The sequence below is a fragment of the Sphingobium sp. B2 genome, from assembly GCF_007693735.1.
Lineage (GTDB): Bacteria > Pseudomonadota > Alphaproteobacteria > Sphingomonadales > Sphingomonadaceae > Sphingobium > Sphingobium xenophagum.
On record NZ_VDBZ01000001.1, the window covers coordinates 634,278 to 649,985 of the forward strand.

Below are 15,708 nucleotides of genomic sequence, written 5' to 3' on the forward strand. Positions count from 1 at the left end.
CTTATCGTCCATCACCCACCCCCAGGCGAATTATGGCCGCCTGCCGGGACCGGGCCGCCGCTCTGGGCGTGGGCGTGGTCGGGGTTGTTGTCCCATTCGATATGATAGAGATCGAAGCGCCGGTCGCGCAGGTTGCGGACGGTGCCTTCGGCGCGGGCCCAGCTGAGGTCAGCCAGATTTACGTCGGCCATGGTCAGGGTTTCGACATTTTCGGATGATTCCGCCGCAATCCCGTCCCGTGCGAAGGGCAGGTCGCAGGGGGTCAGGATGGCGCTCTGGGCATATTGGATGTCCATATTGTCGACATTGGGCAGGTTGCCGACATTGCCCGACATGACGACATAGCATTGATTTTCGATCGCGCGGGCCTGCGCGCAATAGCGCACGCGCATATAGCCGGCGCGGGAATCGGTGCAGAAAGGGACGAAGATGATGCGCGCGCCCTGATCCACCAGGCGGCGGGCGAGTTCGGGAAATTCGCTGTCGTAGCAGATGAGGACGCCGATCGGCCCGCAGTCGGTCTGGATCACGTCCAGCGCGTCGCCGCCCTTGATATTCCACCAGAAGGCTTCGTTGGGGGTCGGGTGGATTTTTTCCTGGGTGTGGAGCGATCCGTCGCGGAGCGCGACATAGGCGATATTCTGGATGTCGCCATCATCGGCGCGGGTCGGGTGGGAACCGCCGATGATGTTGATATTATATTCCAGCGCCATGCGGCCCAATTCCTTGGTCAGGCGGGGCGTATAGTTGGTGAGCTTGTCGATCGCCTCCATCGGGTTGAGCTTTTTCGTTTCGAACGACAGGAGGGGCAGGGTGAAGAGTTCGGGAAAGACGATGAAGTCCGAGCGGTAGTCGGCGGCGACATCGACGAAATATTCGATGTTGCGGATAAACTCGTCAAAATCCTGCACGGCGCGCGCCTGTAGCTGGCAAGTGGCGAGGCGGACGCTTTCGACGCCGCGCGGGACGCGCATTTCGGGCGCTTCGTCCGGGTCGACATAGGGATTGCGCCATACCAGATGCGCGGCATGGCCGTCCGATTGCTTGTCCTCCGGCAGGTAATTTTCGAGGACGCCGAGCGGTTCGAAGCCGTTTTTTAGCTGGAAGCTGACCACCTGGTCGCGGATCTTGCCCTGCACGACCTTGTCGAGATAATCTTTCGGTCCGTCCACTTTGCGCTTGGTGCGCAGATAGCCGGGCATGCGACCGGCGATGACGATGCCGTGCAGGTCGAGTTGTTCGACCAGTTCCTTGCGCTCGTCATAGATGCGCTGGCCAATGCGCAGGCCGCGCAGCTTGGGATCGACCGCCATTTCGTAGCCATAGAGCCATTCGCCCGCCGCGCTGTGGCGGGTGCCAAAGCCGTTGGCGGTGATTTCGTCCCAGTCATGGGGGGAGAAGGCCATCGATTTGCTGACCCGCATGGTCGCGCAATAGCCCACGACCTTATTGTCGTAGAGCGCGACGAAACAGCCATCGGGGAAATTGTTGATCTGGCCCCGGACTGTCGCGGGGGAATAATTGGGCAGGCCCGGATAGACGCGGGCTATCAGCCGCAGGATGGCGCGCACGTCGGACGGCACGGCGGTGCGGACTTCCAGGCGTTTGCGGGCTGTCGTTGTCATCTGCGCGTCTCCTGTAAGGTCAGTCCCGAACGGAGAGAGATTTCCTTCCGGTCGGTTGGCCAGTCGTGAAAAAGGCGGCTCCGTTGCACGGCGCCGCCTCGTTCCGTTTGCGAATTGAAAGCCTCAAGCGGCTATCAGTTCCATGTCGCCATTTCGGCTTCCAGATTGACGCGGATCGTTTCGAAAAACTGTTCCGTGGTCATCCATGCCTGTTCCGGGCCGATCAGCAGCGCCAGATCCTTGGTCATCGCGCCATCCTCGACAGTCTTGACGCAGACGCGCTCCAGCGTTTCGGCGAATTTGGTGACGTCGGGCGTGCCGTCGAACTTGCCGCGGAAAGCAAGTCCCTGGGTCCAGGCGAAGATCGAGGCGATCGGGTTGGTCGAGGTCGCCTTGCCCTGCTGATGCTGGCGATAGTGGCGGGTGACGGTGCCGTGGGCGGCTTCGGCCTCGACCGTCTTGCCATCGGGCGAGAGGAGCACGGAGGTCATCAGGCCGAGCGAGCCGAAGCCCTGCGCGACGGTGTCCGACTGGACGTCGCCGTCATAATTTTTGCAGGCCCAGACGAACTTGCCGCTCCACTTGAGCGCGGAGGCGACCATGTCGTCGATCAGGCGATGTTCGTACACGATGCCCGCCGCCTTGAACCGGTCGGCAAATTCTTCGTCGAACACCTGCTGGAACAGATCCTTGAAGCGGCCGTCATAGGCCTTCAGGATGGTATTCTTGGTCGACAGGTAGAGCGGCCATTTGCGGTCGAGCGCATAGTTCATGCTCGCCTTGGCAAAGTCGATGATCGACTGGTCGAGATTATACATGCCCATGGCAACGCCGGCGGCCGGGAAGTTGAACACTTCCTTTTCGATCTTTTCGCCATTGTCGCCGTCCCACACCATGGTCAGCTTGCCGGCGCTGGGGACCAGAAAGTCGGTCGCCTTATACTGGTCGCCAAAGGCGTGACGGCCGATGACGATCGGGTCGGTCCAGCCGGGAACGAGGCGGGGGACATTCTTGATGACGATGGGTTCGCGGAACACGACGCCGCCCAGGATGTTGCGGATGGTGCCGTTGGGCGACTTCCACATCTGCTTGAGGTTGAATTCCTCGACCCGCTGTTCGTCCGGGGTGATGGTGGCGCACTTTACGCCGACGCCATATTCCTTGATGGCATTGGCGGCATCGACCGTGATCTGATCATTGGTCTCGTCGCGCTTTTCGACGCTCAGGTCGTAATATTTCAGGTCGATGTCGAGATAGGGGAGGATCAGGCGTTCGCGAATCCATTGCCAGATGATCCTGGTCATTTCGTCGCCGTCAATTTCCACGACCGGGTTTTTCACCTTGATCTTCGCCATGCGCCTGTTCGCCTTCTTCATTCTGGGTGGATTTGCAAAACGCCCTAGGCAAAGCGCGGCCAATGTTCAACCGTTCTGGCAGGGATTCTGGCGTTCCGGACAGGCAAGGATACATAGCGCGGCATCGGTCGTTGTCAGGGCGAGGGTCTCTCCCTAAAGACGGTGGCTATGGAAAATAACGAGATCACGATTGCCGCCGGCGGCAATGTAAAATGGCGCTTCCCCCAGGTTCATCCGGAAGGCGTGAAATTCGGCCTGATCGCTGCGGCTATCACGGGCGTTTTCTTTCTGATGGGTTGGGAAGTGGTCGGCTGGCTGATGCTGATCGTGACGATGTGGGTGCTGGCCTTCTTCCGCGATCCGGTGCGGGCGGTGCCGCAGGATGAAGGCGCGATCATTGCGCCCGCCGATGGTCTGGTGACGCTGATCCAGAAAGTGCCGCCGCCGCGCGAGATGGCGGGGGCGGCGGGTCTTGGCGATCAGCCGTTGATCCGCGTGTCCATCTTCATGAGCGTGTTCGACGTCCATATCAATCGCACGCCGATCGGCGGGACAATCAAGTCGGTGGTCTATATTTCGGGCAAGTTCCTGAACGCGGACCTGGACAAGGCGAGCGAAGATAATGAGCGCCAGCATATATTGGTCGAGCGGCACGACGGGCTGCGGATCGGCTTCACCCAGATTGCGGGTCTGGTCGCGCGGCGGATCGTACCCTTCGTCAAGCCCGGTGACATGGTGGCGGCGGGGCAGCGCATCGGCCTGATCCGCTTTGGCAGCCGGGTGGATGTGTACCTGCCCGCCGGGACGGCGCCGCGTGTGATATTGGGGCAACGAACGGTCGCGGGCGAGACCATATTGGGCCAGGTCGGCGACCGCCGCGTCATTGCGGGCATCCAACAGTGAGGCAGCGCCGCGCCGTGCCACGGGGGTTGCGCCGGGGAATCACCCTGCGGATGGTTGCGCCCAATGCGGTGACGGCAATGGCGCTGTGCTTTGGCCTGACCGGCGTGCGGTATGGCATATCGGGTGAATGGGAGCGGGCGGTCCTGTCCATCCTGTTCGCAGGCGTGCTGGATGGCCTGGACGGGCGAATCGCCCGGTTGCTGCGTGGTGAAAGCCGCTTTGGCGCGGAACTGGATTCGCTGTCCGATTCGATTGCGTTCGGCGTGGCGCCTTCGCTGATCCTGTATCTATGGTCGCTCTATGCGATGCCCAAATTCGGCTGGATCTTCGCGCTCGCTCACGCGCTGTCCTGTGCCCTGCGGTTGGCGCGGTTTAACGCCAATATCGATGTCGATGTGCAGCCGCACAAGTCGGCTGGCTTCCTGACCGGCGTGCCTGCGCCCGCTGGCGCAGGGTTGACCTTCGTGCCGCTCTATCTGTGGCTGGTGACGGGGGAACCGATTTTCCAGGCCTGGTATGTCGTGGCGCCCTGGACCGCGTTCATCGCCTTCCTGATGATTTCCAACATTGCGACCTATAGCTGGTCGGCCTTGCGGTTGCGCAAGCGGATCAGGCTGGAAACGATTGCCCTGGCCGGATTGCTGGCCGCCTCGCTGGCGACCGATCCCTGGCTGACGCTGCTGCTGATCTGCGGCATATATGTGGCGCTGATCCCGTTCGGCATTCTGTCCTACGCCAAGGTCCGCCGTCAGCGCGAGGCCAATCCCGGCCCCGCCTGAATATCGTCAAGCGGCGAGCATGCCGTTTGGCAGGGCGCGGTTGGCGCTGCGCGCGGAGGGGATGACGCGCGGGCGGCGGATACGGACATGATAGACGGGCGCGTCCTGCGGAATGGGCTGGAACAGCAAGGCCGCCACCATTTTGTCATGATAGTGGAGCAGCATCCACGCGATCGTGCCGATGGCCATCATGAAGGCCAGGGTAAACAGGGTCACTGCAACGAATGTGAACATGGAGATCACTTTCTATCTTGCCATTTGCACGGCTTGTCCCACAATGTCGGTTCAAACGGCGGTTAGGCCCATTTGTTCCGCTTGTTCACGTTATGTTCCTATCTTTGGGGCAAGTCAACCCCTTGCGCAATGTTTCGCCTGCCGTTAAAGGCGCGCCCTATTCCACATGGGAATCGACATATCCGGTGCCGGCGGGGTCTTTGAGGCTCCTTCCTGGTTCCTGATTCCCAGAGGCACAACCGGAAGGAGAATATCTTATGGCGGCACCTGTCGTCACCATGCACCAATTGATCGACGCTGGCGCGCATTTCGGCCACCAGACGCATCGCTGGAACCCGCGCATGAAGCCGTACATCTTCGGCGAGCGCAACGGCATCCACATTCTCGACCTGTCGCAGACCGTGCCTTTGTTCGGCCGTGCGCTCGACTTCGTGTCGTCCACCGTAGCCGCTGGCGGCAAGGTGCTGTTCGTGGGCACCAAGCGCCAGGCGCAGGACCCGATCGCTGACGCTGCGCGCAAGTCCGGCCAGCATTTCGTCAACCATCGCTGGCTGGGCGGCATGCTCACCAACTGGAAGACGATTTCGGGTTCGATCAAGCGTCTCAAGACCCTTGAGGAAAAGCTGTCGGGCGACACCCATGGCTTCACCAAGAAGGAAGTGCTCCAGATGACTCGCGAGCGCGAGAAGCTGGAACTGTCGCTGGGCGGCATCCGTGACATGAACGGCATTCCCGACGTCATGTTCGTGATCGACGCCAACAAGGAAGAGCTGGCGATCAAGGAAGCCAATACGCTGGGTATCCCGGTCGTTGCGATCCTCGATTCCAACGTTTCGCCCGACGGCATCGCTTTCCCGGTTCCCGCGAACGACGACGCCAGCCGCGCCATCCGCCTGTATTGCGAGGCCATTGCCGCCGCCGCCACCAAGGGCAACCGTGGTGCGCAGCAGGCTTCGGGTGTCGACCTGGGCGCGATGGACGAGCCGATGGCTGAAGAGGTTGTCGCCGAAGCCTGAAGGCGTCGCACAACCGTAAGACTGACAGGCTAGGGCGCGCTCTTTGGAGACGCGCCCTAGTGCTTGTTCAAGACCCGCTTGTTTGAACCACAAATATATTAGGAGCCGAAACATGGCCGATATTACCGCCGCCACCGTCAAGGAACTGCGCGACCGTTCGGGCGCCGGCATGATGGATTGCAAGAAGGCGCTGACCGAAACAAACGGCGACATCGAAGCGGCGACCGACTGGCTGCGCGCCAAGGGTCTGGCCGCTGCGCAGAAGAAGTCGAGCCGTACCGCGGCCGAAGGCCTGGTCGGCGTCGCCGTTGCCGGGACGAAGGGCGTTGCCGTCGAAGTGAACAGCGAAACCGATTTCGTTGCCAAGAACGAGCAGTTCCAGGATTTCGTCCGCACCGTGTCGACCATCGCGCTGGAAAGCGGCGTGAGCGATGCTGAAGCGCTGCTGGCGGCATCCTATCCGTCGGGCGGCACCGTGTCCGAAAAGCTGGTCGCCAACATCGCGACCATCGGCGAAAATCAGAATGTCCGTCGCGTCGCGCATGTGTCGGTGAACCAGGGCGTCGTCGTTCCCTATGTTCACAACGCCGCCGCACCGGGCCTGGGCAAGATCGGCGTGCTCGTCGCGCTGGAAGGCGATGCGCCTGCCGACACGATGGAAACGCTGGGCAAGCAGATCGCGATGCACATCGCCGCTGCCTTCCCGCTGGCGCTGTCGGCTGCCGACATCGATCCGGTCCAGTTGGAGCGTGAGCGCGCCATCGCGACCGAGAAGGCCGCCGAATCGGGCAAGCCCGCCGAGATCATCGCCAAGATGGTCGATGGCGCGGTGGCCAAATATGCCAAGGAAAATGCGCTTCTGTCGCAGCTGTTCGTGATGGACAACAAGACCCCGATCGCCGACGTGGTGGCCAAGGCCGCCAAGGAAGCGGGCGCGTCGATCACCCTGACGAGCTATGTCCGCTTCCAGCTGGGCGAAGGCATCGAAAAGGAAGTCAGCGACTTTGCCGCCGAAGTCGCGGCAGCGGCTGGCGTTGCCTGACGCATAGTCGGTTCGCTTTGGCGCGTCGGTCGGGAAACTTCGCTCGACAGACGCGCAGCGAACGGACAAGGGGGTGGCGTGAATCGCCAAAACCCCGCTTCACATACTGGCGCGCACTGCTAAGGTGCGCGCCATTTCCTTGCCCAGAGTTGGGCCCCGACCAGATGGAATTTGCCCCGCATGACCCGGCCATCCTTCAAGCGCATATTGCTGAAATTGTCTGGCGAGGTGCTGATGGGATCGGGCCAGTTCGGGATAGACCCCGAAACCGTCGATCGGGTCGCAGGGGAGATCGCCGCGGCCAAGGAAGCCGGGTTCGAGCTGTGCGTCGTGGTGGGCGGCGGCAATATCTTCCGTGGTCTGGCCGGCGCTGCCAAGGGTTTTGACCGCACCAGCGCCGACTATATGGGCATGCTGGCAACCGTCATGAACGCGCTGGCGGTACAGAATGCCCTGGAGAAGATGGGGTGCGATACGCGCGTCCAGTCGGCAATTCCGATGGCGTCGGTGTGCGAACCCTATATCCGGCGCAAGGCGGTGCGGCATATGGAAAAGGGCCGGATCGTCATCTTCGCGGCTGGCACGGGCAACCCCTTCTTCACCACCGACACGACCGCCGCCCTGCGCGCGGCCGAAATGAATTGCGACGCGATCTTCAAGGGCACCAGCGTGGACGGCGTTTATAATGCCGATCCCAAGAAGGTGCCCAGCGCCACCCGATATGACGAAATCAGTTTCGACCGGGTGCTGAACGATAATCTCAAGGTCATGGACGCCAGCGCGATTGCGCTGTGCCGTGACAATCATATTCCCATCGTCGTGTTCAACATCCGCGAAACCGGCAATCTGGCAACTGTGCTGGCCGGGCAGGGCGTGGCGACGATCGTACAAAATCAGGAGAGCTGATCACATGGCGCAATATGACAAATCGGACCTGGAACGCCGCATGGCTGGCGCGGTCGAATCGCTCAAGGGCGATCTTTCGGGCCTGCGCACCGGGCGTGCCAATGTGATGCTGCTCGATCCGGTGACGGTCACCGTCTATGGCGCATCGATGCCGCTCAATCAGGTGGCGACCGTATCCGCGCCCGAACCGCGCATGTTGTCGGTGCAGGTGTGGGACAAGACCAATGTGGGGCCGGTGGACAAGGCGATCCGGTCTGCGGGGCTGGGCCTGAACCCCATCGTCGATGGACAGACGCTGCGCCTGCCGATCCCCGACCTGACCGAGGAACGCCGCAAGGAACTGGCCAAGCTGGCGAGCAAATATGCCGAAGCGGCGCGCATCGCGGTGCGCAACGTGCGGCGCGACGGCATGGACAGCCTGAAGGCCGACGAGAAGAAGGGCGAAATCAGCGAGGACGAACGCAAGCGCAAGGAAGCCGAAGTCCAGAAGCTGACCGACGGCGTGATTGCCGAGCTGGATGCGACCTTCGCGGCCAAGGAAAAGGAAATTCTCGGCCAGTAAGCCGGGATGTTCCGCCCATGATCCGCGCAACCCCCACCGACTGATGGCGACGCAAGTCCGGCCCGATCTGTCCCAGGCCGCGCCCGCCCATGGCGCGCGCCATGTCGCCATCATCATGGACGGCAATGGTCGCTGGGCGAAGAAGCGGCTGCTGCCGCGTATCGCCGGTCATCGTGCCGGGGTAGAAGCGGTGCGGCGCGTGTCGCGCGCTGCGCGGGAGATGGGGCTGGAGTGTCTGACGCTCTACGCTTTCTCGTCGGAAAACTGGAAGCGGCCCGCTAGCGAAGTGGCCGACCTGATGGGGCTGCTGCGCCATTTCATCAAGGCGGATCTGGACGAATTTCATGCCAATGGCGTGCGGTTGCGGATCATCGGCAATTACAAGGCGCTGGAGCCTTCTCTGGTCGCGCTGATCGATGAGGCGGTCGCGCGCACCGCGGGCAATAGCGGGCCGATCATCGCGATCGCGCTCAACTATGGCGCGCAGGATGAGATGGTGCGTGCGGTCCAGGCTATGGCGCAGCGGGTCGCGGCGGGCGAGATTGCCGCCGACGCGATTGGCGTGGGCGATATTGATGCGGCGCTCGACACGGCTGATCTGCCGCCGCTCGACCTGCTGATCCGCACGTCGGGCGAGCAGCGCCTGAGCAATTTCATGCTGTGGCAGGCGGCCTATGCCGAGTTGTATTTCACCGACATGCTGTGGCCCGATTTCGACGCTCAGGCGCTGGCGCAGGCGCTGGATGCTTTCCGTTTGAGGGACCGCCGTTTCGGCGGGCTGTGAGCGGCATGGGCAGTGAATTGCGCACCCGCGCCGTCGTGGGCGTCGTACTGATTGCAGTGGCGCTGGGTGCGTTGCTGTCTGGCGGGCTGCTGTTCTGGGCGCTGCTGTCGGTGGCTGGCGTGCTGATGCAGGCCGAATGGGCGGACCTGAGCGGCGCATCGGCCGATCACAAGAAATTGTCGATGTACGCGGTTTCGGTGCCGCTGGCGATATTATGCCCGCTGGCCGCTGGCCTGTCCTGGTTTGCGATCGGCCTGCTGGTTGCGGCTTTCCTGTTCGTGATCGGGGCGACCCGATCCGTCCGGCTGGCGCTGGGTGTCCTGTATGTCTGCCTGCCGGTCATGGCGCTGCTGTTCCTGCGCGGGCAGGGGCCGAACATCTTTGGCCTGACGCTGGCGCTCTGGGCGCTGGCCCTGGTGTGGGCGACGGATATTGGGGCCTATTTTGCGGGCCGTTCGATCGGCGGACCGAAGCTGGCGCCGCGGATCAGCCCGTCGAAGACCTGGTCCGGGCTGGGTGGCGGCGTAGTGGCGGCGTTGCTGATCGGGTTTCTGTTGCACCGTTTTGCCGGGCTGCCGATCGAACTGGCGGCGGCAAGCGGCCTGCTCGCGGTGGCGGCACAGGCGGGCGATTTGCTGGAAAGCGCGATGAAGCGGCGGGCGGGAGTCAAGGATAGCGGATCGCTGCTGCCGGGTCATGGCGGCGTGCTGGACCGGCTGGACGGGGTGGTGACCGCCGCGCCGCTGGCGGCCCTGCTCTATCTGATGCTGGTGCTGCGATGACGCGGAAGGTTTCGATTTTCGGCGCGACTGGGTCGGTGGGCCAATCGACGCTGGACCTGATCCGGCGGGATCGCGACGCCTATGACGTGGTGGCGCTGACGGCGAACAGTGACCTGGACAGTCTGGCGGCGCTGGCGCGGGAGGCGGGCGCCAAGGTGGCGGTCATCGGTCAGGAGCGGCTGTACGGCGCGCTGAAGGAGGCGCTGGCCGGGTCGGGGATCGAGGCGGCGGCGGGCGAGCAGGCGCTGGTCGATGTCGCGGGGGCCGGGGCGGACTGGACGATGGCGGCGATCGTGGGGTGCGCAGGGCTGCGACCGACCATGGCGGCGCTGAAGGCGGGCGGCACGGTCGCGCTGGCCAACAAGGAATCGCTGGTGTCGGCGGGCGGGCTGATGATGGCGGCGGCTGGCGTTTCGGGCACGACATTATTGCCCGTGGACAGTGAGCATAATGCGATTTTCCAATGCCTTGCCGGTAGTTCTTTAGAAGATGTCGCGCGCATTACGCTGACCGCCAGCGGCGGGCCGTTCCGCACCCGCAGCCGGGCGGAGATGGCCGACATCACCCCCGCGCAGGCGGTGGCGCATCCCAACTGGTCGATGGGGGCCAAGATCAGCGTCGATAGCGCGACGATGATGAACAAGGGGCTGGAGCTGATCGAGGCGGCGCATCTGTTCCCCGTCGGCCTCGACCGGATCGAGATATTGGTCCACCCGCAGTCCGTGATCCATTCGATGGTCGAATATCGCGACCGATCGACGCTGGCGCAGCTGGGATCGCCCGATATGCGGATACCGATCGCCCATGCGCTCGCCTGGCCCCAGCGGATCGCGACGCCGTGCCAGCCGCTCGACCTGGCCCGGATCGGCCGGCTGGATTTCGAGGCGCCCGATCAGGATCGCTTCCCCGCTTTGCGCCTGACGCGCGAAGCGGCGGCGGCTGGCGGGGCGATGCCCGCGATCCTGAACGCTGCCAATGAGGCGGCGGTTGCGGCGTTTCTGGGCGGCAGGATCGGCTTCCTTGATATCGCCATGATTGTGGAGGAAGTATTGAACCGCTATAGCGCGCCGACGCCCTCCACGATTGAAGACGTGTTGGCGGCGGACGCCGGTGCGCGTGCCGTGGCGGGCGATGTGATGGAAAGATTGACGGTTTGATCCACAATCCCGGTTTTCTGCTGACTGTTCTGGCATTTGTAGCGGTCATCGGGCCGCTCGTTTTCGTGCATGAGCTGGGCCATTATCTGGTCGGGCGCTGGTGCGGGGTGAAGGCGGAGGCGTTTTCGATCGGCTTCGGGCCGGAACTGTTCGCCTGGGTCGACAAGCGCGGCACGCGCTGGCGTGTCGCGGCGCTGCCGCTGGGTGGCTATGTCCGCTTCAAGGGCGACATGAACGCGGCCAGCATGACTGACCCGGCCTGGCTGGAACTGCCCGCCGCCGAGCGGGCGCAGAGCTTTCCCGCCAAGCCGCTGTGGCAGCGCGCGGCGATCGTGGCGGCGGGGCCGGCGATCAATTTCCTGTTCGCGATCCTGATATTGGCGACGTTCGCCTTCGTGCATGGCGAAAGCCGGACTCCGGCGGTTGCGGGACAGGTGCAGCCGGGCAGCGCGGCGGCGGCAGCGGGGATATTGCCGGGCGACCGGATCGTGTCGCTGGGCGGGCGCGAGATGACGACCTTCGACGATATTCGCCTCTATGCCCAGATCCGTCCCGGCGAAGCGGTCGCCATGGTGATCGAGCGCGATGGCAGGACGTTCGCCAAGGACGGCAAGATCGGCAGCGTGACCGAGGATGACGGTTTTGGGAACAAGTTCCAGATCGGCCGGTTGGGGCTGGCCCCCGGCGATCCGGTGGTCGAGCCGGTAAGCCTGTTGCGTGCACCGGTGGTCGCTGTGGAGCGGACAGGGCAGATCGTCCGCACCATGGTCGAGACGATGGGCCAGATCATCAGTGGTGGCCGATCGGTCAAGGAATTGGGCGGCCCGTTGAAGATCGCGCAGGTTTCCGGGCAGGCGGCGACGATGGGGCTGGAAAGCTTCATCTTCTTCGTCGCGCTTATCTCGATTAACTTGGGGTTCATCAACTTGTTGCCAATCCCGATGCTGGATGGCGGGCATCTGCTGTTTTACGGGATAGAGGCGGTGCAACGGCGGCCGGTCAGCGAACGGGTGCAGGAATGGGCCTATAAATCTGGCCTGGCGGCGCTGCTGACCATGATGGTGCTGGTGACTTTCAACGATTTGTCGTCTTTCGGGCTTTGGAAAAGCCTGTCCGGCTTGATCGGCTGACGCGCATGGGGCAGGGAGGCGCGGTTTGGCGTCGTCTGTGTCGGCGGAAACAATTTTATACTGTTTGAGGTGATGCGGGTGACAGCGATGATGAGCAGCAAGAGGCAGCGCCCGGTCGTCACGGCCCTGTTGGCGACGACGATGATCGCCGGGCTGACAGCGGTTCCGGCAAAGGCGCAGCAGGCCGCTCCCTCGGCCGGTGCACCGACGCTAGCGCCGCCCGTTGCCCCGGCACCGGCGGGTACGATCCGCGCAATCAATGTCACCGGCACCCAGCGGCTGGAGCCGGACACAATCCTGTCCTACACCAAGCTGCGCGTCGGCCAGCCCTTCACCCAGGAAACGCTCGATCAGGGTCTGCGCGACCTGTACGAGACCGAACTGTTCGCCGACGTCCAGATCCGCAACGACAATGGCACGCTGACGGTCGAGGTGAAGGAAAACCCGGTCATCAACCGCATCGTGCTGGAAGGCAACAAGCGCCTGAAGGACGACAAGATCCGGCCCGAAATCAAGCTGGCCCCGCGTCAGATCTACACCCGTTCCAAGGTCCGCGCTGATGTGGCCCGCATCATCGAACTCTATCGTCGTCAGGGCCGCTTTGCCGCCAGCGTCGAACCCAAGATGGTGCAGCTCGACCAGAATCGCGTCGACATTGTCTTTGAAATTACCGAAGGGCCCAAGTCCAAGGTCCGCCAGATCAACATCATCGGCAATGACAAGTTCAAGGACGGCGAACTGCGCAGCCAGATGGTGACCAAGCAGTCGCGCTGGTTCCGCATCTTTTCGTCGGGCACCAGCTATGATCCCGATCGCCTGGCCTATGACCAGCAGAAGCTGCGCCAATTCTACCTGACCGAAGGCTATGCCGATTTCCGGGTGATTTCGGCCGTGGCGGAACTGACGCCGGACAAGCAGGACTTCATCATCACCTATGTGGTGGAAGAGGGCGATCGCTACAAATTTGGCGATGTGAAGGTCGAATCCGACATTCGCGACCTGTCGGGCGATGGGCTGACCAAGCGCCTGCCGATGAAGAAGGGCGACTGGTATAACGCCAAGCTGGTCGAGGATACGGTCGATACGCTGAGCGAGACTGCCGGCCTGTTCGGCTATGCGTTCGCAGACGTGTCGCCCGATTTCCAGCGCGACAAGGATACGCTGACGATGGGGATCAATTTCCGCATCGCCAATGCGCCGCGCGTCTATGTCGAGCGGGTGGACATCAACGGCAATACGTTGACGCAGGACAAGGTGGTACGCCGCGAATTCCGTCTGGCGGAAGGGGACGCCTTCAACAGCTTCCTGGTCAAGCGGTCGAAGGACCGGATCAATTCGCTCGGCTTCTTCCAGGAGAAGCTGGACGTGGAGCAGAAGCCCGGTTCCGCGCCTGACCGGATCATCCTGGAAACCAATGTGCAGGAAAAATCGACCGGCGAATTGTCGCTGTCGGCCGGTTTCTCGTCGCTGGAACGCTTCATCGTGTCCGCGTCGATTACCCAGCGCAATTTCCGGGGCAAGGGCCAGGAACTGCGCACGTCGGTCAATTATTCGGCCTATAGCAAGTCGGTCGAAGTCGGGTTCACCGAACCCTATTTCATGGACAAGAATATCGCGCTGGGCGGCGACATCTATCGCCGTGATCTCAACAGCTTCCGGTTCCTGGGCAACGGGACCAACAGTCGCGATACGACCTATGAACAGACGACGACCGGCTTTCAGATCCGGGCCGGCGTGCCGATCACCGAATATATGTCGCTGGCGCTGCGTTACAGCCTCAATTTCGATGATGTGACGCTCGACAGGGCGACCTATTATTCCGATCCCGATGGCGCGGGTCCGCTGGCCGAGCGTTGCGATCCGCTGCTCGCCGGTCGCTATCTGTGCGACGCGATTGGCAAGCGCACGACATCGTCGCTGGGCTACTCGCTGATTTATGACACGCGCGACAACCGCATCCGCCCGACGCGGGGCAACAACGTGGTGCTAAGCCAGGATTTCGCGGGTCTGGGCGGCAGCGTCAAATATGTCCGCACGCGCGTCAACGCCTCCAAATTCTGGCCGCTGGGCGCGGGCTTCATCTTCTCCCTGTCGGGTGAAGGCGGCTACATTCATTCGCTGGAAGGCGAACGGCTCGACCCGGACGGCAACCCGACCGAGCGCATCCGGCTGGTTGATCGGTTCTTCCTTGGCGAACCACAGTTTCGCGGCTTCAACATCCGCGGCGTGGGTCCGCGGGTGAAGCGTTACTTCCTCCAGGCCACGACCGATGAGAACAACAACATCACCGGTTATGACCGGGTCGCTGGCCGGAACAACATCACCGACGACGCGCTGGGAGGTCGCATCTATTACCAGGCGCGGGCCGAAGTGGAGATACCGCTGGGATCGGGCGCGCGTGAAATGGGGCTGCGGCCTTCGATCTTTGTCGATGCGGGCGCGGTGGCCGGCATCAAGGATCCGGTGCTGATCAATGGCAATGGCAGCTTCGCCGGCTATTGCGACCCAACGACCAACGCACCGACCGGATCGACGCGGGTACGCGCCACCGGCACGGCGCGGGCGCCGGTCTGCGGCACCAATTTCACCTTCTCGGGCGGCAATTTCGAGGAAGAATATCTCGGCGACACGCTCAAGCCGCGCCTGTCGGTCGGCTTTGGCGTCAACTGGAACTCGCCCTTCGGCCCGTTCCGTATCGACATCGCCAAGGCGCTGCTGAAAGAACCAGGGGACGACACCAAGCTCATCACCTTCAACGTAGGGACTCAATTCTGATGAAGACCATTATCAAGGCTGCGGCGCTCGTTTTCGCGCCGATGACCGCCATTGCGCTGACCGCCGTTCCGGCCGCAGCCCAGTCCAAGATGGGCATTGCCGTCGCTGACCTGCAGCGCGCGGTCGGCACCAGCGCCGCCTATACCGTCGCCCGCACCCAGATGCAGACGACCTACAAGCCGCAGATCGATGCGTTCAACGCGCGCAAGACTGCGATCGACGCCGACCTCAAGACGAAGGGCGACGCGATCCAGAAGGCGCTGACCGCAGCGGGCAACAAGCCGACCCCGGCGATCGAGACCCAGTATCAGGCGTTCCAGCAGTCGCAGCAGAGCGCCCAGGCCGAACTGCAGCGCATGGGCCAGCCGATCGCGCTGGCCAACGCCTATGTCGAAGAACAGATCACGGCCAAGCTGTCCGACGCGCTGAAGGCGGCGATGGCGAAGGCGAAGGTCGATCTGGTGCTGGCCCCCGATGCGACCGTGTCCTATCAGCCGACCGTCGACATTACCGATGCCGTCGTGACCGAAATCAACGCACTGGTGCCCAGCGTGTCGATCACGCCGCCGGCCGGCTGGCAGCCGGGCCGTCAGGGTCAGGCCGCAGCCCCGGCTGCCGCGCCTGCCAACCCGGCGCAGGCCCCCAAGTCGCGCTGATA

At 62.9% G+C, this 15,708-nt stretch carries 15 protein-coding genes; 12 read left to right on the forward strand and 3 right to left on the reverse strand.

Annotation, left to right across the window (positions count from 1 at the left end; genetic code table 11):
* Positions 1-11: 11 nt before the first annotated feature.
* Both FE851_RS03190 and FE851_RS03195 read right to left on the reverse strand, forming a co-directional pair.
* Positions 12-1,625 carry a bifunctional GNAT family N-acetyltransferase/carbon-nitrogen hydrolase family protein gene (locus tag FE851_RS03190; RefSeq protein WP_017182787.1) on the reverse strand — a complete coding sequence of 538 codons (1,614 nt, stop codon included), beginning with the start codon at positions 1,623-1,625 and terminating at the stop codon, positions 12-14.
* A gap of 134 nt (positions 1,626-1,759) precedes the next feature.
* On the reverse strand, positions 1,760-2,980 hold the full coding sequence (locus FE851_RS03195; protein WP_017182788.1) for an NADP-dependent isocitrate dehydrogenase: 1,221 nt from the start codon (positions 2,978-2,980) through the stop codon (positions 1,760-1,762).
* Between the two features lie 168 nt (positions 2,981-3,148).
* Here FE851_RS03195 and FE851_RS03200 point away from each other — a divergent pair, with 168 nt between their 5' ends.
* Complete coding sequence (locus FE851_RS03200) at positions 3,149-3,883, forward strand: phosphatidylserine decarboxylase (RefSeq protein WP_017182789.1); 735 nt, start codon at positions 3,149-3,151, stop codon at positions 3,881-3,883.
* 50 nt (positions 3,884-3,933) lie between these two features.
* Positions 3,934-4,662: a CDP-alcohol phosphatidyltransferase family protein gene (locus FE851_RS03205; RefSeq protein WP_019051686.1), complete on the forward strand. Its 729-nt coding sequence runs from the start codon at positions 3,934-3,936 to the stop codon at positions 4,660-4,662.
* A gap of 6 nt (positions 4,663-4,668) precedes the next feature.
* Here the strand turns inward: FE851_RS03205 and FE851_RS03210 are convergent, their stop codons facing one another.
* Complete coding sequence (locus tag FE851_RS03210; protein WP_017182791.1) at positions 4,669-4,896, reverse strand: hypothetical protein; 228 nt, start codon at positions 4,894-4,896, stop codon at positions 4,669-4,671.
* Between the two features lie 257 nt (positions 4,897-5,153).
* Between FE851_RS03210 and rpsB the strand changes: the two genes are divergently transcribed.
* The 10 genes from rpsB to FE851_RS03260 all read left to right on the forward strand — a co-directional run bounded on the left by rpsB (position 5,154) and on the right by FE851_RS03260 (position 15,706).
* Positions 5,154-5,912: a 30S ribosomal protein S2 gene (rpsB, locus tag FE851_RS03215; RefSeq protein ID WP_017182792.1), complete on the forward strand. Its 759-nt coding sequence runs from the start codon at positions 5,154-5,156 to the stop codon at positions 5,910-5,912.
* 112 nt (positions 5,913-6,024) lie between these two features.
* A complete protein-coding gene (tsf, locus tag FE851_RS03220; RefSeq protein ID WP_017182793.1) occupies positions 6,025-6,954 on the forward strand; it encodes a translation elongation factor Ts in 930 nt (309 codons plus the stop codon).
* 180 nt (positions 6,955-7,134) lie between these two features.
* A complete protein-coding gene (gene pyrH, locus FE851_RS03225) occupies positions 7,135-7,860 on the forward strand; it encodes a UMP kinase (RefSeq protein ID WP_017182794.1) in 726 nt (241 codons plus the stop codon).
* 4 nt (positions 7,861-7,864) lie between these two features.
* A complete protein-coding gene (gene frr / locus FE851_RS03230) occupies positions 7,865-8,422 on the forward strand; it encodes a ribosome recycling factor (RefSeq protein WP_017182795.1) in 558 nt (185 codons plus the stop codon).
* Between the two features lie 43 nt (positions 8,423-8,465).
* Positions 8,466-9,206, forward strand: coding sequence for an isoprenyl transferase (locus FE851_RS03235; RefSeq protein WP_019051688.1), 741 nt, complete (start codon positions 8,466-8,468; stop codon positions 9,204-9,206).
* Positions 9,207-9,211: 5 nt separating this feature from the next.
* Complete coding sequence (locus FE851_RS03240; protein WP_017182797.1) at positions 9,212-9,988, forward strand: phosphatidate cytidylyltransferase; 777 nt, start codon at positions 9,212-9,214, stop codon at positions 9,986-9,988.
* Positions 9,985-11,145 (forward strand): 1-deoxy-D-xylulose-5-phosphate reductoisomerase, encoded by a 1,161-nt coding sequence (locus FE851_RS03245; protein ID WP_145199777.1) that lies wholly within the window; start codon positions 9,985-9,987, stop codon positions 11,143-11,145. Before FE851_RS03240 ends, FE851_RS03245 begins: the two co-directional genes overlap by 4 nt.
* Positions 11,142-12,275 carry an RIP metalloprotease RseP gene (gene rseP, locus FE851_RS03250; RefSeq protein WP_017182799.1) on the forward strand — a complete coding sequence of 378 codons (1,134 nt, stop codon included), beginning with the start codon at positions 11,142-11,144 and terminating at the stop codon, positions 12,273-12,275. Before FE851_RS03245 ends, rseP begins: the two co-directional genes overlap by 4 nt.
* Before the next feature lie 87 nt (positions 12,276-12,362).
* A complete protein-coding gene (gene bamA / locus FE851_RS03255) occupies positions 12,363-15,050 on the forward strand; it encodes an outer membrane protein assembly factor BamA (RefSeq protein WP_186378738.1) in 2,688 nt (895 codons plus the stop codon).
* Positions 15,050-15,706, forward strand: coding sequence for an OmpH family outer membrane protein (locus FE851_RS03260; protein ID WP_017182801.1), 657 nt, complete (start codon positions 15,050-15,052; stop codon positions 15,704-15,706). Before bamA ends, FE851_RS03260 begins: the two co-directional genes overlap by 1 nt.
* Positions 15,707-15,708 lie beyond the last annotated feature (2 nt).